Source organism: Aeromonas sp. MdU4 (genome assembly GCF_041929505.1).
Classification (GTDB): Bacteria; Pseudomonadota; Gammaproteobacteria; order Enterobacterales; family Aeromonadaceae; genus Aeromonas.
Map to the genome: position 1 here is coordinate 184232 of NZ_JBHFMW010000001.1, position 19016 is coordinate 203247.

11 protein-coding genes are annotated in these 19016 nt (G+C 56.8%); 8 read left to right on the plus strand and 3 right to left on the minus strand.

Features of this window, described 5'->3' with window-relative positions; translation table 11 throughout:
- Both ACE1BR_RS00850 and ACE1BR_RS00855 read left to right on the plus strand, forming a co-directional pair.
- A complete protein-coding gene (locus ACE1BR_RS00850; RefSeq protein ID WP_374866730.1) occupies positions 1–1332 on the plus strand; it encodes a D-serine ammonia-lyase in 1332 nt (443 codons plus the stop codon).
- Between the two features lie 310 nt (positions 1333–1642).
- On the plus strand, positions 1643–1819 hold the full coding sequence (locus ACE1BR_RS00855) for a hypothetical protein (protein WP_181221740.1): 177 nt from the start codon (positions 1643–1645) through the stop codon (positions 1817–1819).
- A 75-nt stretch (positions 1820–1894) separates the two neighbouring features.
- Here ACE1BR_RS00855 and icd read toward each other — a convergent pair whose 3' ends face one another.
- Together icd and ACE1BR_RS00865 are read right to left on the minus strand one after the other, a co-directional pair.
- Entirely contained in the window at positions 1895–3148 is a 1254-nt protein-coding gene (gene icd / locus ACE1BR_RS00860) for an NADP-dependent isocitrate dehydrogenase (protein ID WP_182933857.1), read from the minus strand.
- 155 nt (positions 3149–3303) lie between these two features.
- Complete coding sequence (locus ACE1BR_RS00865; protein WP_033135247.1) at positions 3304–4179, minus strand: AraC family transcriptional regulator; 876 nt, start codon at positions 4177–4179, stop codon at positions 3304–3306.
- A 117-nt stretch (positions 4180–4296) separates the two neighbouring features.
- Here ACE1BR_RS00865 and manA point away from each other — a divergent pair, with 117 nt between their 5' ends.
- Positions 4297–5487, plus strand: a complete 1191-nt coding sequence (gene manA, locus ACE1BR_RS00870) for a mannose-6-phosphate isomerase, class I (RefSeq protein ID WP_374866733.1) — start codon at positions 4297–4299, stop codon at positions 5485–5487.
- Between the two features lie 358 nt (positions 5488–5845).
- On the opposite strand, the gene ACE1BR_RS00875 is transcribed toward manA, so the two are convergent.
- Entirely contained in the window at positions 5846–6022 is a 177-nt protein-coding gene (locus tag ACE1BR_RS00875) for a hypothetical protein (protein WP_374866735.1), read from the minus strand.
- 75 nt (positions 6023–6097) lie between these two features.
- Here ACE1BR_RS00875 and ACE1BR_RS00880 point away from each other — a divergent pair, with 75 nt between their 5' ends.
- The 5 genes from ACE1BR_RS00880 to ACE1BR_RS00900 all read left to right on the plus strand — a co-directional run bounded on the left by ACE1BR_RS00880 (position 6098) and on the right by ACE1BR_RS00900 (position 18909).
- Positions 6098–8794, plus strand: a complete 2697-nt coding sequence (locus ACE1BR_RS00880) for a GH92 family glycosyl hydrolase (RefSeq protein ID WP_374866737.1) — start codon at positions 6098–6100, stop codon at positions 8792–8794.
- Positions 8795–8850: 56 nt separating this feature from the next.
- Positions 8851–11253, plus strand: coding sequence for a GH92 family glycosyl hydrolase (locus ACE1BR_RS00885; RefSeq protein WP_374866739.1), 2403 nt, complete (start codon positions 8851–8853; stop codon positions 11251–11253).
- Positions 11254–11315: 62 nt separating this feature from the next.
- Positions 11316–13841, plus strand: coding sequence for a GH92 family glycosyl hydrolase (locus ACE1BR_RS00890; RefSeq protein ID WP_374866742.1), 2526 nt, complete (start codon positions 11316–11318; stop codon positions 13839–13841).
- A 305-nt stretch (positions 13842–14146) separates the two neighbouring features.
- Positions 14147–16585 carry a GH92 family glycosyl hydrolase gene (locus tag ACE1BR_RS00895; protein ID WP_374866744.1) on the plus strand — a complete coding sequence of 813 codons (2439 nt, stop codon included), beginning with the start codon at positions 14147–14149 and terminating at the stop codon, positions 16583–16585.
- A 431-nt stretch (positions 16586–17016) separates the two neighbouring features.
- Entirely contained in the window at positions 17017–18909 is a 1893-nt protein-coding gene (locus ACE1BR_RS00900; protein WP_374866746.1) for a PTS fructose transporter subunit EIIC, read from the plus strand.
- The last annotated feature ends 107 nt before the right edge of the window (positions 18910–19016 follow it).

Here is a 19016-nt window from a genome sequence, read left to right on the forward strand (position 1 = left end):
ATGAAAAACATCGACGTACAACAGCTCACCAACCAATTTCCGCTGGTGCAATCCCTGATTGATCTCGAGCAGGTCACCTGGTTCAACCCCAACGCCACCACCCTGGCAGTCGGTCTGCCCTATGTCGGGCTCGATAACAACAATGTGGCGGACGCTTCCGCCCGCCTGGCCCGCTTTGCCCCCTACATGTGCGAAGCCTTCCCGGAGACCCGCGTCAGCAATGGTATTCTGGAGTCCGAGATCGCTGCTATTCCGGCGATGCAGGCCACTCTCAACCAGCGTTACGGCGTTGAGGTCACCGGTCGACTGCTGCTGAAAAAAGACAGTCACCTGCCCATCTCCGGCTCCATCAAGGCCCGTGGCGGTATCTATGAGGTGCTGACCCATGCCGAACAGCTGGCCATCAAAGCCGGTCTGCTGCGGGAAGAGGATGACTACCGCAAACTGTTCACGGACGAGTTTCGCCAATTCTTCAGCCAGTACAGCATTGCGGTGGGCTCCACCGGCAACCTCGGCATGTCCATCGGCATCATGAGTGCCAAACTAGGCTTCACCGTCACCGTCCACATGTCGGCCGATGCGCGAGAGTGGAAAAAGCGCAAGCTGCGCGAGCACGGTGTCATCGTGGTCGAATATGCCGAGGATTACGGGGTGGCTGTAGAACAGGGGCGCAAAGAGGCCGAACGCGACCCCAACTGTTTCTTTATCGATGACGAGAACTCCCGCACCCTGTTCCTCGGCTACTCGGTCGCGGGCGAGCGAGTGAAAAAACAGTTCGACCAGATGGGCATCAAGGTGGATGCCGAGCACCCGCTGTTCGTCTATCTGCCCTGTGGCGTGGGCGGCGGCCCGGGCGGGGTGGCATTTGGTCTCAAGCTCGCGTTCGGTGACCATGTTCACTGCCTGTTTGCCGAGCCGACCCACTCCCCCTGCATGCTGCTGGGGGTACACACCGGGCTGCACGACGCGATTGCCGTGCAGGATCTGGGCATCGACAACCTCACCGCCGCCGACGGCCTCGCGGTAGGGCGTGCCTCCGGTTTCGTCGGCCGCGCCATGGAGCGGCTGCTCGATGGCTTCTACACCCTGAGCGATCAGGAGATGTATGACCTGCTGGGGCTGCTGGCGCGCGATGAGCAGATCAAACTCGAACCTTCTGCTCTGGCTGGCATGGCTGGCCCGTGGCGCATCGCGGCCAACCCCGAGTGGCAAGCCACGCGTGGTTTTGATGCCACCACCATGGCACAGGCCACCCATCTGGTATGGGCCACCGGCGGTGGCATGGTCCCCGCCGAAGAGATGGCCAAATACCTGGCTACCGCCCGGATCTAAGCTGTTTTGCCACATTTAACAACCAATAAACCCGCCATCACGGCGGGTTTTCTGTTTTGGGAACAAGGGGATGGAGCTGATCCGTTACAATCCGTGGCGACAATTTCCCCAAGTTGGTCAGTTTGTGCTAAAATGGCGCTCGTTTTTTGACATCTCGCGTCACGTTCGCCGCCAGATTGCCTATCGGGCTCTCTGCCCGGGTCGTGACTCTGCACCATCATGCCTGATGAGGTCACCCCTAATGGCGAGCCATCCGGTTCCCATCAGAGATGGGCACCATCACGGGCACATGAGATAAGGAGATCGGGTAATGAAACAATATCAAAGCTGGCTGGGAGATTATCTGATGAGTCGCCGTGACGGAGATCACGCGATGGCCTCGGAGCTCGCCAACACCATCTGCGCCTTTTGGAAGGCACAGGGAGACGACGCAGAAACCAGCAAATGGCAGCAGCGCTATCAGCAACACGTAGAGCAGGCGCAATAAGTCCCTTCGCTCTTCACCGATAAAAAAACCGGCGCTCATGGCGCCGGTTTTGCGTTTCTGACCATCAACCGATCATTACATCTGGTCGATCATGTCCTGAGCAAACTGGGAGCAGGAGCGCAGGGTGGCACCTTCCATCAGACGCTCGAAGTCATAGGTGACGGTCTTGTTGGCGATGGCCGCTTCCATCCCCTTGATGATGAGATCGGCCGCTTCGACCCAGCCCATGTGACGCAGCATCATCTCGGCGGAGAGGATCAGGGAGCCCGGGTTGACCTTGTCCTGACCGGCATATTTCGGCGCAGTGCCGTGAGTTGCCTCGAACAGAGCCACGCCGTCACCGATGTTGGCACCCGGCGCGATACCGATACCACCCACCTGAGCAGCCAGCGCATCGGAGATGTAATCACCGTTGAGGTTCATACAGGCGATGACATCATACTCGGCCGGGCGCAGCAGGATCTGCTGCAGGAAGGCGTCAGCGATGACATCCTTGATGACGATGGTCTTGCCGGTTTTCGGGTTCTTGAAGGAGCACCAGGGGCCGCCGTCAATCAGCTGGGCACCGTACTCGTTCTGGGCCAGAGCATAGCCCCAATCCTTGAAGGCACCTTCGGTGAACTTCATGATGTTGCCCTTGTGCACCAGAGTCACGGAGTCGCGATCATTGTCGATGGCATACTCGATGGCGGCACGCACCAGACGCTCGGTACCGGCCTTGGACATCGGCTTGATGCCGATCCCGCAGGATTCGGGGAAACGAATTTTCTTCACGCCCATCTCGTTTTGCAGGAAGGCGATCACCTTGTTCGCTTCGGCACTGTCGGCCTTCCACTCGATACCGGCGTAGATGTCTTCGGCGTTCTCGCGGAAGATCACCATGTCGGTCAGATCCGGACGTTTGACCGGGCTCGGGGTCCCTTCGTAGTAACGGACCGGGCGCAGGCAAATATAGAGATCCAGCTCCTGACGCAGGGCCACGTTGAGGGAGCGAATACCGCCGCCGACCGGCGTGGTCAGCGGGCCCTTGATGGCCACGCAGTATTCACGAATGAAATCGAGGGTTTCGGCCGGCAGCCAGGCACCTTCGCCATAGATATGAGTCGACTTCTCGCCGGTGTAGATCTCCATCCAGGCGATTTTGCGCTCGCCCTTGTAGGCTTTCTCGACCGCAGCATTGACCACATTCAACATGGCCGGGGTCACGTCAACACCGATGCCATCCCCTTCGATAAACGGAATGATCGGATGGTTGGGAACCTGCAGCTTGCCGTTGGCATCGACTGTGATTTTCTGACCCTGGGTCGGGATAACTACTTTGCTTTCCATCGGCATCTCCTAACTTCCGTTTGTTATCAACTTGTTTGTTGCGCGCGGCCATCTTAGCCCATTCATTTTCATAATAAAACGACAAGAAAGCATGTCAGACCAAAGAGGTAGCCACCTGCCAGTGCGCCGTCACAACCCCCGTCGACACCGGCCCGCTATCCCTCCAGCTCGCTGGCAGCAGCCTGTGGCTGACTCAGGGAGCGGTACTGGGAAGGGGTCAACCCGGTCTTCTGCTTGAACACCCGGCAGAAGTAGTTCACGTCAGTAAAGCCGCAGCGATTGGCGACCTCTTCGAGGCGGAAGCGATACTTCTTGAGCATGAACTTGGCCCGCTCCAACCGTACCCAACTGATGTAGTCCGCCAACCGCATATGCCCCTGCTGGCGGAACAAGCGAGAAAGGTGACTGGGGGAGAGATTGAAGCGGGCGGCGATGCATTCGCGGCTGATGGGGCGGTGAAAGTTTTCCTGAATGTAGATGCAGATGCCGTGGAAGAGATCGGAGCCGCGAGGACGACCGCTCTCCGACTCCACCAGCAGTTGCCGGGAGTAACTGAGCAGTGCCTGCAGCAGGTGATTGTCCATCGGTGCCCTCACCTGCTCCTGCGCCAGGGTATTGAGGGAGAGCAGGATATGATCGAGCGCCCGTCCGGCACCGGCCTGAATACTGTGCTTTTGCACATCGAAGAAACCGGTATCTCCCTTGTGTTTGCTCACCAGACTGAACCCTATCTGGCGCTTGCCAAACAACAGGCTGAGCACGGAGCAGTCATTGTCCCAGTCCGGCTTGTTCCAGCCGTTGGGGGGAATATACATCGCCTCCCGCTGCCCCATCTGTACCGACTGCACATCCCCCTCAGGGGACCAGATCTGGTTGAGATAGTGGCCACTGAATACCAGCTCGAGACGCGGAAAGTTGACCTGATAACTGAAACAGGGAGGCACGCCTTTGTCAGAGGCAAACAGCACCTTTTCAAAGCCCTCCCCCTCACTTAGAAAGCCATCCAACAGCTGGGTAAAGATGATACTCATGAATGATCCTGATCAAGATGCAGAGAGCAACCGATTGCGGTGCGCCGCCCCTGCCATGCTATAGTCCGCGCCAGACCGTAATTCCCCAAAAAATCGTTCTGATACAAGGAGCCATCCATGAGCTACCCGCCGTTTTTTCTAATGAGCAACCCGATCCAGGATTATGTCTGGGGCAGTCATGACTCCCTGACCAAACTGTTTGGCATCGCCAACCCGGAGGGCAAACCGCAAGCAGAACTGTGGATGGGCGCTCACCCCAATGGCTGCTCCGAAGTCACTGTTGCCAAAGAGCAACTGAAGCTTTCCCGACTGATTGAAGCCAACCCCGTCGCCATGCTGGGCGAAGCTACTGTTGCCCGTTTCGGCTCACTCCCCTTCCTGTTCAAAGTGCTCTGCGCCGAGCAAGCCCTCTCCATCCAGGTACATCCGAGCAAAGCTCAGGCCGAAGCCGGTTTTGCCAAGGAAGAGGCCGCAGGCATCGATATCAAGGCGAGCAACCGCAACTACAAGGATCCGAACCACAAACCGGAGCTGGTCTTTGCCCTGACCCGCTATCAGGCGATGAACGGCTTTCGTGCCATTCCGGCCATCCTGGCCCTGTTCGATCGGATGGCACTGCCAGCGCTGACCGACCTGACCGCGGCGCTGCGTCAATCACCCGATGAGGCAGGCCTGCAGCACTTCTTCCACCAGTTGCTGATCCTCAGCGGTGAGCGCAAGGATGAGGCGCTGGTTGGCCTGCTGGCCTATGCCGCCGCCCATCAGGATGAGGAGACCTTCGCCACCATCAGCAATCTGGCCAGCCAGTATCCGGGAGATGTGGGCCTCTTCTCACCACTGCTGCTCAACGTGGTCACCCTCGAGCCGGGTCAGGCAATGTTCCTCGATGCCCAGACCCCCCACGCCTACATTCACGGCACTGGCCTGGAGATCATGGCCAACTCGGACAACGTGCTGCGTGCCGGCCTGACCCCCAAATACATGGATGTACCGGAGCTGCTGGCCTGCACCCGCTGCGTCGCCAAACCGGACGACCAGATCCTGCTCAGCCCCCGGATGGAAGGCACAGTACAACACTTCGACGTGCCGGTACCGGACTTCACCTTCAGCGTGTATGGTGCCGGGGAACATATCCTCACCACCAGCAATGCAGAGATCCTGTTTGCCATCGATGGGTCCATCACCCTGATTGGTCAAGATGACGAGCGCCTGACACTGGCCATCGGCCAATCCGCGTTTGTGCCTGCCAGCACCGGTGTTTATCGCGTGACTGCCGAAGGGCGTTTTGCCCGCGCCAGCAACCGCTGATAAGAGAAACATCACCCAGGGGCCCTTTGGGCCCCTTTTTTGATCGCCTCGCCACATCAGGGTGGCATAAAACCGCTCATTTAAGCCAACGTCGAAGAATAACACGCTGACTTATAATGATTAATATCATTTGGCCTCTCGGGTCACGCCGCCCTGCAGTTATGCGAGCCAGCTCACACCCTACCGCACACGTCATAAAAATCCAGTTAATGCCATTTTTTTCCTCTGTTACCAAAAATTAATCACAGAAATAATAGAAATCGTTAATTTACAGGCAGCAGGAAGAGCGCGTCAGATTATTTATATATTCAAGATATAGCGACAGTTTTGCCATTTATTTCAGATGAGGCAGAACCCATTATTTCAAACTCAGGCGAACATGCCTGTTTTGTCCTGCGCTGTTATTTTTACCGCCTCTATTGCCAGATTTTTTCATTATCCATTTATCTGGCTGATGTTTGACCGTATTACCAAGCATATCCAGTGATATTCGGGCAATACATGCAGGTGCCCCTCCCATCAGGCAGATATTCATTGGCAGATCCGGCGACTGCATTATCCGATTTTTATACGTTCCGTACCCTACTCACACTAACCGATGGCGACAAATATGAAACTGACCCGTTCTCTACTCGCTTGTGCCGTGCTTGCCGGATTGGCTGGTATATCTGGCTGTCAAACTGACAGTGACACTGCAGACAACGAACACAAAGAGACCAGCCTCTCCCGTTACGTCAATCCGTTTATCGGCACAGGTAATTTGGGCAATACCTATCCCGGTGCCACGACCCCGCATGGCATGGTGCAGCTGTCGCCCAATAATGGGGCCAATGGCTGGGAATACATCTCCGGCTATTACTACCACGACAACCGCCTCGCCGGGTTTTCCCACACTCACCTCTCGGGAGCCGGGGCCGGTGATCTCAATGATATTCTGGTGATGCCTATCAACACCCGCTCCAATTACATGTTGAACGAGGGGTCGGCGTCACTGAATCTGGAAGCCTCCCGCTACAGCCACAAGGATGAAGAGGCAACCGCGGGCTACTACAAGGTCAATCTGAAGGATTACGGCATCAAAGCCGAGCTGACCGCCTCGGATCGGGTGGGTGTCCATCGCTATACCTTCCCGCAGGATAAAAAATCGGAAATCGTGGTCAACCTCGGCTTCAAGGTCAACTGGGACTACACCTCCGACTCCTATCTGAAATGGGACAAAACCAACAACCGGATCGAGGGGCATCGCTTCTCTGACGGCTGGGCCCCCAGTCAAAAAGAGTTCTTCGTGATGGAGTTTGATCAACCCATCAAGAACATCCGCTTCGCCTATTTTGACAAGGATCAGAACCGCTATCTGGATGTGCCGGAAGGCATCACCGAAATCGGCAACGAAACCCGCGGTAAATATCAGTACGCGCGTGCCTATGTTGAATTCGATACCGCGCAAGCCGGTTTGACCGTCGAGGCAAAAGTCGCGCTATCAAACGTCGAGATCGGCAAGGATGGCAACGCTGGAGCCTCCCTCAACATGACCGAAGTGGCTGGCATGTCGTTCGACGATGTCCGTCAGGCTGCGACCCAAAAATGGGAAAAAGAGCTGGGCAAGATCCGGGTTACCGGGGATGAAGAGTACAAACAGACCTTCTATACCGCGCTCTACCACACCTATCTGGGCCAGACCATCCACTCCGATCTGGACGGGCGTTACCGTCAGGTCCATCAGGGACGCAATGCCTACCCGGAGGGCAATACCCCCTGGGGCGAGCAGATCGACACCCTCAAGGAGTCGGTTCGCACCGCCGATGCCAACCGGGATGGCAAAGCGGACTTTACCCGTTATGACACCTTCTCCCTGTGGGATACCTACCGCGCAGTACAACCTCTCTCGTCACTGCTGGAGCCGGATCGCCTCGCCGATGTGGTGCTCTCCATGCTCTCTTACGCCGAGGAGGAGTGGCTGGACGATCAGGGTAATCTGCGCAAGGGCCGATTGCCGGAGTGGACCTTCAAGGGTAACGAGACCGGCATGATGATGGGGATGCACTCCACCCCGGTGATCCACGATGTGCTCTCCAAGGGCTCGCTGGACCGACGGATGATCGCGCTGGGCTTCAGCGATGCCGAACGTCAGGAGATCAAGGAGCGACTGGTGACCGCCATGATCACCGATGCCCGCGCATCCACCAGCCAGGGGGTTGCCTGGATCAAGGAGTACGAACGGCAGGGTTACGTGCCTGCCCAGTTGCACGACACGCCGCCGACCAATGACTGGGAATCGCACTCCCCCTTCAAGGATGCCTGGACTGCTTCCTACTCGCTGGAGTACTCCATGGATGACTGGGCTATCGCCCAATCGATCAAAACTGTATTTGGTGAAAGCGACCCCCGCTATCAGGAGTTTGCCGATCGCTCCAAGAACTGGCAGGCGCAGTTTGACTTTGGCGGCAAGCAGTACAAAGGATGGTTCAAGGCCCGTGACTACGATGGCAAGTTCATCGATGCAGGCTGGGTAGACCCGAAAACCGGACGGGCGGTGGGCAAGGATTGGCGCCCCGACATGTTCAACTGGGCCTTCTCGGAATCCAATGGCTGGCAATACTCCTTCAGTGTTCAGCATGACATTCATGGCCTGGTCGATCTGATGACCCGGTTCGACCAGACCCAGAATCCTCAGGCCAAACGCGGCGAGCTGTTTGCCAAACGACTGGACGAGTACTGGACCACCTACCCGGATCGCAACGCTGGCGACAACCAGTTCCCGGTCTTCAACACCGGCAACGTGGGCCAGCATGTGCAGGGCAACGAGCCGGATATCCATGTGCCCTACCTCTACAACTACGTAGGGCAGCCCTGGAAGGGACAGGCAGCCATCGCGGCCGCCACCAACGTCTGCTACAAAAACACCCCCGACGGCATCTGTGGCAACGATGATTTTGGCACGCTGTCTGCCTGGTTCGTGTTCCGGGCGCTGGGCTTCTTCCCGGTCAATGCCTCCTCCGGCATCTACGAAATTGGCACCCCCATGTTCGACACAGCCTCGCTCGATGTGGGTGATGGCAAGCAGTTCACCGTCACGGCCCAGAACGTCAGCCGCGACAACATCTACATCCAGTCTGCTCGCCTCAATGGCAGCGAATTCAATCGCAGCTATCTCACTCATGAGGAAATCCTGAGTGGTGGCCAGCTTGAATTCGTCATGGGTGACACCCCCAATCAGAACTGGGGCAGTCAACCGGAAGATCTGCCGCCGTCACAAGGGATTGGCGCGTTCCGGCATGAAGGCGAGATGCCTGCCGGTTCCCGTTAACCACCCGTTCGGGGGAGGGCTCCCTCCCCCATCATCACTCAAATAATGGAATGCCCATGTTCAAGAGCAATCTCCTCTCCCTTGCGGTTATTGCCGCGCTGACTGGCGGCATCGCCGGTTGCAACAGCGAGCAAGAACCGACCGCCATCGAGCGGCCGGTACAACCCGTCGTCGACCTGTCGGTATTGAAATACGTCAACCCCATGATCGGCACCGCCGCATCCGGCCATACCTTCCCCGGCGCCACGCGCCCAGCGGGCATGGTGCAGCTCTCGCCAGATACCTTTATCGGTTCCAACAGGGATCAGGAGTCAGGCATGAACCCCTGGCACTCTGCCTCCGGCTACTGGGACTCCTCCAATTACCTCACGGGTGAAATCGTCGCGACCGATGTCCCGCTGTACGGTTTCTCCCATACCCATCTCTCCGGCACCGGCGCCACCGATCTCGGCGACATTCTGGTGCTGCCTTACTCGGATATGGCAGACACCCAGCTCAACGCTTTCGATAAAGTCAACGAGCATGCCAGTGCCGGCTATTACCAAACCCGCCTGAACAAGGGTGACATCGAGGTTGAACTGACCACCACCAAACGGGTCGGTTTGCACCGCTACACCTTTGCCAAGGGGGCAGATCGCAATGTGAAGTTCGATCTGGGCCACACCCTGCTCAACAACAACGGTCAGTCGCTGAAAAACAAAGTCGAAGTGGTGGATGAGTACACCCTGCGTGGCCGCAGAACCTCGACGGGCTGGTTCCAGGGCCAGAATCATCAGGGCCAGAACATCTTCTTCTACGCCAAATTCAGCCAGCCAGTGGCCAGGGCCATGCTGGGCGAGCAGGACAAGCTGCCGACCCGGGAGATGCGGCAAAACAGCGTCTATCAGGGTGATGACTTGACCGCCTACCTCAATTTTGGCCCGGGTGAGCAGCCCATCGAGATCCGGGTCGGCATCTCGGCAGTGAGCTGGCAAGGGGCCCAGAAGAATCTGGAGGCAGAAGCACCCACCTTTGATTTTGCCAAGGTGAAGTCAGACGCCGAATACGCGTGGGCCGAAAAACTGGCAACACTCAACACCGAAGGGGGCACACAGACAGAGAAGACCAATTTCTACACCGCCCTCTACCACATGATGATTGCCCCCATCGAGCTCTACGACGTGGATGGCCAATACCTGGATATGCAAGGCACACGGCGCAGCCTTAAACCGGGTGATACCCCCAACTACTCCATCTACTCGACCTGGGATACCTTCCGTGCCGTTCACCCCATGTGGACCATCATGGACCCGGAGCAAGCGACCCTGTATGCCAAGGATCTGATCCGCAAATCCAACGTGGAGTTTGGCCTACTGCCCAAGTGGGAAGGTCACGGTTCGGAAACCGGCACCATGATTGGCTACCCCTCGACCGCCATCCTCGCCGATGCGGTCACCAAGGGGCTGATCGATGCGCAAGAGGCGCTGCAAGCGTCGGTGAAATCCGCCCACTACCGACCCGCCGACTACCCGCAAATCGACGACGATATTCTGAGCTCCTTGATGGCTGGCCAGCTCAGCTATCACGAAAAAGAGCAGTGCGTCCGTTATCCCAACTGGAACTCGGTCTCCTATTCGCTGGAGTTCTCTTTCTACGACTGGACCATCGCCGAAATGGCCAAGGCCGCAGGCGACATGGCCACCTATCAGGAGTTCAAGGCGCGCTCCTACAACTCGCTCAAACACTGGGATCCCCAGGCTGGCAATGCCGATGGCAAAGGCTTCTTCGTGCCGACCGAGCTGAAAAACGGCGACCCGTGCGCCCTGAAATACGCACCAGCCGATTTCGATCCCTACAAGTCCGATGCGTTCTACTACACCGAGGGCAATGCCTGGCAGTGGCAGTGGTCATTCATGCAGGATCTCGACAAGCTGACCGAGATCATGGGCGGCCAGCAGGGACTGAACGACAAGCTCAACAACCTGTTCAACGCCGACCCCAACGGGGGTGAGGCACATCAGGACATGACAGGTTACATCGGGCAGTACATCCACGGTAACGAGCCCTCCCACCATGTCATCTATCTCTACAACCGCACTGCCCAGCCCTGGAAAGCGCAGGAGTACCTCGATCAGGTCTACAAAGAGTTTTACAAAAACAGCCCGGATGGCCTGATCGGCAATGAAGACGTCGGCCAGATGTCAGCCTGGTATCTGATGAGTGCCATGGGCTTCTATCAGATAGCTCCGGGTGATCCGACCTACACCATCGGTCGTCCCATCTTTGACAGGGTCACCATCAACCTGCCCAACGGCCAGTTCAACGTGGTGGCGCAGAACAACAGCCCGGACAACCTCTATGTCAAAGAGGTAACCATCAATGGCAAACCACTCAACCAGTACAACACCTTCGCCCACAGCGAAATCTATCCCGGTGGTGAGCTGCGCTTTGTGATGACCAATCAGAAACCGACCCCGTAACGCTGCAAGCGGCAAGCCCCCCGGCTTGCCGCATTTTCATATCCGGTATTCAGGAGCAACAGATGTTCAAACCCCATAAGCTGGCCATCGTGGTGACCACCCTGCTGGGTCTTTATGGCTGCAACGCAAACGATGAGACCACCACCGACAATGAGCGCCCCGACAACCCGCTGCAGGTGCTGCAATATGTCGATCCCCTGATCGGCACCGATGGGCTGGGCAATGTCAATCCGGCCCCGGTCATGCCGGAGGGGATGATCCAGCCGGGCCCGGACAACTGGAATCCGGCCAACTGGAATGGCAAGGGCTCCCCTTCCGACTATCACCACCATCTGACCAAGCTTTCCGGCTTCAGCAGCACCCATATCTCGGGTGCAGGCAAGGGGGATCTCAATGATTTCGCCTTCTTGCCCTTCACCGGCAGCAATACCGATCCGGTCACCATCAACAAGACGAGCGAACAGTCGGAGGTGGGCTATTACAAAGCGGATCTGGTGGAGACCGGCATCCAGGCCGAACTGACTGCCACCCAGCGGGTTGCCTTCCACCGTTACAGCTATCCGGCGGGTGAAGATCGCAAAGTCCAGCTTGATCTGCAGCACGAGCTGCTGGAGCAGTACGGTAACCACTCCCGCAACATTTACTTCAAGCGGGTGAGCGACAACGCCATTGCCGGAGCCAGAACCAGCAACGAGTGGGGGCAGTGGCAAACGGTCTTTTTCTACGCCGAGTTTTCCGAGCCGTTTGTGGATCAGCTCCTCTATGTCGATGGCAAATTGAGCAGCGACACCGAGGTGGGTCTGGCCGATTACATCGGGTATGGCGAAACCAGACCCCGGGTGCGGGATGTGGTGACCCAGCTCAACTTTGCCAAAGGGGAGCAGCCCATCACCATGAAGATGGCGATCTCGGGCACTGGCATAGAGGGGGCCATGGCCAACCTGCGCGCCGATGAACATGGCTACCGCTTCGATCAGGTGGTGCAGGAGAACAAACTGGCATGGGCAAAAGTGCTCAATAAATTCACCCTGGAGGGTGGCAGCGATGCCGACAAGACGATGTTTTATACCTCGCTCTATCGCACCTACATTGCCCCCTTCGTCTATCAGGATGTGGATGGTCAATATCGCGGAATGGATGGCAAGGTGCATCAGGCCAAGCCGGGCTTTACCAACTATTCGGTCTACTCCATGTGGGACACCTTCCGCGCCGCCCACCCATTGAAGACCATCATCGAAAAAGAGCGCGCCATCGACTATGTGCACGATCTGCTCAACAAATATAAAACCGGCGGCATCATGCCGAAGTGGGAGCTGCACTCCGACTATACCGGCGAGATGGTCGGCTACCCGGCGGTCTCCATCATCGCCGATGTCATCGTCAAATATCCGGATGCATTCACGCCCGAAGAGATAAAGCTGGCATTGCAGGCGGCCAACGTCTCCGCCAATTTTGACCTCGAGCTGACCAAAACCTGGGTGCCCTATCAGGATCCCTGGAACGGTGACAAGCGCTTCACCGTGATGACCCGTCACGGTCAGTATGCCGAACAGCACGGCTATGTACCGGCCAACGTCAAATACAAGCCGGAAGAGGGTGGCATGGCCCAGGACAAGTACGATGAGCTGGTCAACGAATCCGTCTCGTACGGTGTCGAGAATGCTTACTATGACTGGTGTATCGCCCAGCTGGCCCGCCTGGCTGGCGACAAATCCGCCGAGAACCGCTATCTGGCCCGGGCTACTACCTGGCGCGCCTATTTTGACTACAACCCGGCGGAATATGGCAAATATGGTTCGACCGGCTTTATGCGCCCCAAAAATTACGATGGCAGCTGGGTCAACAACTACCCCTCCTGTGCCATCGACAACAATGGCAACCCCGTTACACCACCACAAAACTGTGACATCAACGATCGCAGCCGTTATGACATCTTCTGGCCCTATCGAGCCGAACACCGGGGACAGGACTTTACCGAGGGCAACACCTGGCAGTGGAGCTGGTTTGTTCCCCACGATATCGAGGGGCTCAAAGAGGTGATGGGGGGCGAGGAGAAATTCAGGAAGAATCTGGATGCCCTCTTCACCGCCAACTCCAATGCCGACACCTCGCAAGGGGATATGACCGGCTATATCGGCCAGTTCGTGATGGGGAACGAACCGGATCACCATGTACCCTATCTCTATAACTGGACCAAAGAGCCGTGGAAAACCCAGGAGTATGTGGATCAGGCGGTGCGCAGCTTCTTCCATCCAACCACCACCGGGTTGATTGGCAATGAGGACGTGGGGCAAATGTCTGCCTGGTACATCATGAGTGCGCTGGGCTTCTATCAGGTCACGCCAGGAGTCCCGGTTTACACCATAGGTCGACCACTGTTTGACAAGGTGACCATGGATCTCGATGGCGGGAAATTCACCGTGCTCGCCGAAAACAATGGCCCCCAAAATATCTATGTGGAATCGGTCACCATCAACGGCAAGCCGTTAGGGGAAAATCTGACCTTCAACCACAGCGATATTCGTGCCGGTGGTGAACTGAAATTTATCATGACGGCACAGAAACCGACCGCGCCAAATAATAAATAACCATCATTCATTGCCAATATATGTTCAGGCCCAAAGCTTCCTTTGGGCCTCTTTTTTGTTCACTAACAAAAATGTTCAAAAATATACCGCACGCAATTACATGATACCCGGATCACAAACAGCACGCCTTGCCACAAAAGTCTAGTGAATGACACTTTTTTACTCTGTCGATGGAGCAGCTGGCATGGGAATAATAGTGCTCGCCGGGATCAATGCCATCGAGCAGCAATATTGCTCAGGGATCGCTCCGGTCTCATAAAAATAGATCATGACTGCTCACCCTCTACCCGATGGAGCCGCTCAATATGTTCAAGAAAAATATTCTGGCCATTACCCTGACCAGCACGGTAGCCATGTTATCCGGCTGCAATTCAGATAACAGCACCACCAATGACGACGAGCAAAAGCCAACGCCAACCAATGTGTTGCAATATGTGAACCCATTCGTTGGCACTGGTTTTAATGGTCACACCTTTCCCGGCCCCGTGGTGCCTGAAGGGATGGTACAACTCTCGCCGGATACCGAGTTGATCGGCTGGCACTCCTCCTCTGGCTATCACTTCGATAAGGACACCCTGTTCGGTTTTTCCCACACTCATCTCTCCGGCACCGGCATGGGGGGACTGGGGGATATTCTGTTCCTGCCATTTACCGAAGATAACTCCAAATACATCGAACAGAGCAATGATTACCGCAAGGCCATCTCGGTCAAAATGGACAAAAAGTCCGAACAGGCCGAACCTGGCTACTATGCGGTGCGCATCGCCGACAATGGCATCCAGGCTGAACTGACCGCCTCCGAACGGGTGGGCTTTCACCGCTACACCTATCCGCAGGGTGAACCGCAGCGGTTGAAAATCGATTTGAACTCGATCCTCAACAGCGACTGGGGCTCGAGTTCACTGCGCAACAAACTCACTGTCAGTGAAGATGGCTACACCGTCATCGGGGAGCGGGATGCCGCCCACTTCTCCGGTTGGGCGAAAAACCAGAAGATCTTCTTCCATGCGACCTTCGACAAGAAGATCAAAGGGGTATATATCCTTGCCGGTGGCGTACCGGTCGAAGGGCTGACCGCCGAGCACAAAGCCAACTCCAACGCCGATGTCACCGCTTATATCGAGTTTGACGCCGGCAATTCCGCACAACTGAATGCCAGGGTGGCACTCTCCGCTGTCGATGCTACCGGGGCACAAAAAAACTATCAGGCCGAAGGGAATGTCTCGTTTGACGAGGCCCGCGCCAATGCCCGCGAGAAGTGGGCCAACGCCCTCAACTTCACCATCGAGGGAGGTACCAGCGAGCAACAAGCGATCTTCTACACCGCCCTCTACCACACCAAGATCGCCCCCATCGTCCATCAGGATGTGGATGGCAACTACCGCGGCATGGGCAAAGGGGCACAGGCCAAAGGGGAAGGCAGCTACTCGATTTACTATGGTCAGGCGAGCGAAGAGCAGCCCAACTTCTCGGTCTACTCCCTGTGGGACACCCAGCGCGCGCTGCACCCGCTCAAGACCATCACCGAACCGACCCGCGCCGTGCAATATGCCAAGAATATGATCCAGAAGTATCTGGAGAGCGGCTTGCTGCCCAAGTGGGAACATCTGGGGGATGAGACCGGCACCATGGTTGGCTACCCGGCGGTGGTGGTGATTGCCGATGCCATCACCAAATACCCCGAGGCCTTCACTCCCCAGGAGAAAAACCTGGCGCTGAAAGCGGCCATCGACTCCTCCACCTATACCAACTACCCGATACTGGCTGCTGAATGGGACAAGGCGGTGCTGGACAAGACGCTCAGCAAGCATATCGATTACATCGAAAAATACGGTTTTGCCCCGGCGGTACAGCGGCTCAATGGCCAACCGGTCTTCCCGGACTACACCCTCGAGTCGGTCTCTTATGGCCTAGAAAATGCCTTCTATGACTGGGCCATTGCCCGGATCGCCAAGGCTGCAGGCAACAAGGCCGCAGAGGCGCACTATCTGACCCGCTCGAACGGCTATCAGCGCTACTTCGATCACAATGCAGCCGAATACGCCCAGTACGGGGTGACCGGTTTCATGCGTCCGGTGATGATCGACGGCTCCTTCATGACACCGTTTGACCCTTATGGTACCGAACATGAGACCGGCAACTATACCGAGGGCAACGCCTGGCAGTGGACCTGGTTTGTCCCCCACGACATCAAGGGTCTGAAAGCCGCGATGGGCGGGGAAGAGGCCTTCAAGCAAAATCTGGATGCCACCTTCGCCGCCAAGAGCCAGGGCTCGGAGACCGCAGACATGACCGGGATGATTGGCCAGGTAGCCTTTGGCAACGAGCCTTCCCACCATATTCCCTATCTCTACAACTGGACCTCGGAGCCGTGGAAAACCCAGGAGCATGTCGATCACATCCTCACCACCATGTACGCCAATACCCCGGCAGGCATCATAGGTAACGAGGATGTCGGCTCCATGTCAGCCTGGTACGTCATGTCTGCCCTTGGCTTCTATCAGGTCAATGCGGCGGATCCCGTCTACACCATCGGTCGTCCGCTGTTTGCCAAAGCGACCATCCCGGTCAAGGGCGGGACATTCACCATCACCGCCGATAACAACAGTGCCCAGAACCGCTATGTCCAGTCGGCCACCATCAATGGCAAACCGCTCAAAGATGGCCTGTTCTTCGAGCACAAGGAGTTTGTACCGGGGGGCAACCTCCACTTTGTGATGGGCGATACTCCATCCCAAAAATAACGTGCCATAGCATTGGAGTGACATTTAGCTCACAGCCGCAAAATGTCACTTTGTGATACCAGACGGTCCACGCCAGATAGATTGAAAAGATCTAATCGGCGCTGGGCCGTTTTCTTTTGATCCTGCGCTGCCTGGCCACTACTGGCGTTAAAAGCATCAAAAACCGGGCGTAAATCGGATTAAATTGCCAAAAAAACGGCAGCAAGCCCTTTTTCGTCATACCTTGACGGCAATCACATCTCGCATTGAATTAAACAAGAACAATTAATGAGTCCTTTAACAACACTTTGCGAGCTGGATCACACCCGCAAAACCATGCAACAAAAATCCAGTTATTGCTACATTCATCGCCTGTTTATCACAACCAGACAGGGCAATAATGACACCAATTCGTAACGCATGACTTAGCCCTGACGGGAAAGGAGAGTGAGATGTTATCCACCATGACCAATGGCAGACTCATCTGCCTTGAGTTGAAGGCCACCAGCAAGGAGGCCCTGTTCGACGAGATGGCGCAGATGCTGGCGCGTGATGGCGCCGTGTCTGACCAGCAGCAGTTTGTCAAAGATGTCTGGGCCCGCGAACAGCTCGACTGCACCGGCTTCGAGCAGGGTGTGGCCCTGCCCCACGCCAAGAGCAAGGCGGTTAGCCGCCCGGCCATTGCCATCGGTGTCAGCCGTCAGGGGATCGAGTACGGTGCCGAAGATGGCAAGCCGACCCAGCTGATCTTCATGATCGCCTCCCCGGATGGCGGCGCCAACCACCACATCGAAGTGCTGGCCGAACTCTCTACCCGTCTGCTGGAGCCGGGCTTTATTGAACAGATGAAGGCCGCCACCACCATAGAACAGGCGATGAAGCTGCTCAAGCAAGGCCCGAGCGTGGCAAAACCGGCCCCGGCTGCCAAACCGGCTGCCACTGCCCCGGCTGAACCCACCGAGCGCACCTTCAAGGATCGCCTCAATACCATGAAACAGCACCTGCTGTTTGGTACCTCCCACATGATCCCCTTTATCGTGGCGGGCGGTGTGCTGCTGTCGCTGTCGGTGATGATGAGCGGCAAGGGCGCCGTGCCGGAAGCGGGCTTCCTCAAGGACATGGCGACCATGGGTATCGCCGGTCTGACCCTGTTTACCGCAGTATTGGGCGGCTATATCGCCTACTCGCTGGCTGACAAACCGGGCCTGGCACCGGGCATGATCGGCTCCTGGATTGCCGTTCAGCACTATCAAACCGGTTTCCTCGGCGCCATCCTGGTGGGCTTTATCGCCGGTTTCGTGGTCAATCAGCTCAAACGGATCAAGCTGCCTGACTCCATGACCTCGCTCGGTTCCATCTTCATCTATCCGCTGATCGGTACCTTCCTGGTGTGTGGCATCGTGATGTGGGGGATCGGTGCACCGATCGCCGCCATGATGGAAGGGATGAACCACTGGCTCTCCAGCATGGCTGGCTCCGGCAAAGTGATGCTGGGTGCCATTCTGGGTGGTATGACTGCCTTCGATATGGGCGGCCCGGTCAACAAGGTTGCTACCCTGTTTGCCCAGACTCAGGTCAACACCCAGCCCTGGCTGATGGGCGGTGTCGGTATCGCCATCTGTGTGCCGCCGCTGGGCATGGCACTGGCTACCCTGATGTCTCCGAAGCGTTACAAGAAAGAGGAGCGTGAATCCGGTAAAGCGGCCGCCATCATGGGCATGATCGGTATCAGCGAAGGTGCCATCCCGTTTGCCGCCGCTGACCCCATGCGTGTTATCCCGGCCATCGTGGCGGGTGGTATCGTCGGCAACATCACCGGCTTCATGATGCACAGCATCAACCACGCCCCCTGGGGTGGCTGGATTGTGCTGCCGGTCGTGGAAGGCAAGATGGGTTACATCCTGGGTACCATCCTCGGCGCCCTGACCACTGCCGTCATCGTCAACCTGCTGAAGAAGCCGGTGACCGAAGAGGATGAAGTGACCACTCCGGAGACCGACTACCAGGCTATCGAAGCCGAAGGTGAAGCTGACGTCCTGGCCATCACTGCCTGCCCGTCTGGCGTTGCCCACACCTTCCTGGCCGCCAAGAGCCTGCAGAAGGCCGCTGCCAAGCAGGGGATCAAACTCAAGGTCGAGACCCAGGGCGCCAACGGCATCATCAACCGTATCACCGCCAAGGATGTCGCCAACGCTCGCTACGTTATCTTCGCCCACGATGTGGCCATCAAATACCGGGAACGTTTCACCGATATCGAGGTGATCGACGTGAAAGTCAAAGAGGCGATTCACAATCCGGAAGGTCTGCTGGCACGCACTCAAGGCAACAAGACCCAAGCTGCCTGATAGCAACCAGACGACCCGAATAATCACCAGGGGCCCATCGCGGGCCCCTTTTTGTTGTCTGCCGACCAATCCCATATCATCCCACTAGCCAAGCCACTGATTTAAAA

Excerpts from the sequence above, each read along its gene's own strand:
- ACE1BR_RS00850 (WP_374866730.1), top strand. The coding sequence starts at position 1 with ATGAAAAACATCGACGTACAACAGCTCACCAACCAATTTCCGCTGGTG.
- ACE1BR_RS00880 (WP_374866737.1), top strand. The coding sequence starts at position 6,098 with ATGAAACTGACCCGTTCTCTACTCGCTTGTGCCGTGCTTGCCGGATTG.
- ACE1BR_RS00900 (WP_374866746.1), top strand. The coding sequence starts at position 17,017 with ATGTTATCCACCATGACCAATGGCAGACTCATCTGCCTTGAGTTGAAG.
- ACE1BR_RS00885 (WP_374866739.1), top strand. The coding sequence starts at position 8,851 with ATGTTCAAGAGCAATCTCCTCTCCCTTGCGGTTATTGCCGCGCTGACT.
- manA (WP_374866733.1), top strand. The coding sequence starts at position 4,297 with ATGAGCTACCCGCCGTTTTTTCTAATGAGCAACCCGATCCAGGATTAT.
- ACE1BR_RS00855 (WP_181221740.1), top strand. The coding sequence starts at position 1,643 with ATGAAACAATATCAAAGCTGGCTGGGAGATTATCTGATGAGTCGCCGT.
- ACE1BR_RS00865 (WP_033135247.1), bottom strand. The coding sequence starts at position 4,179 with ATGAGTATCATCTTTACCCAGCTGTTGGATGGCTTTCTAAGTGAGGGG.
- ACE1BR_RS00875 (WP_374866735.1), bottom strand. The coding sequence starts at position 6,022 with ATGAATATCTGCCTGATGGGAGGGGCACCTGCATGTATTGCCCGAATA.
- ACE1BR_RS00895 (WP_374866744.1), top strand. The coding sequence starts at position 14,147 with ATGTTCAAGAAAAATATTCTGGCCATTACCCTGACCAGCACGGTAGCC.
- icd (WP_182933857.1), bottom strand. The coding sequence starts at position 3,148 with ATGGAAAGCAAAGTAGTTATCCCGACCCAGGGTCAGAAAATCACAGTC.
- ACE1BR_RS00890 (WP_374866742.1), top strand. The coding sequence starts at position 11,316 with ATGTTCAAACCCCATAAGCTGGCCATCGTGGTGACCACCCTGCTGGGT.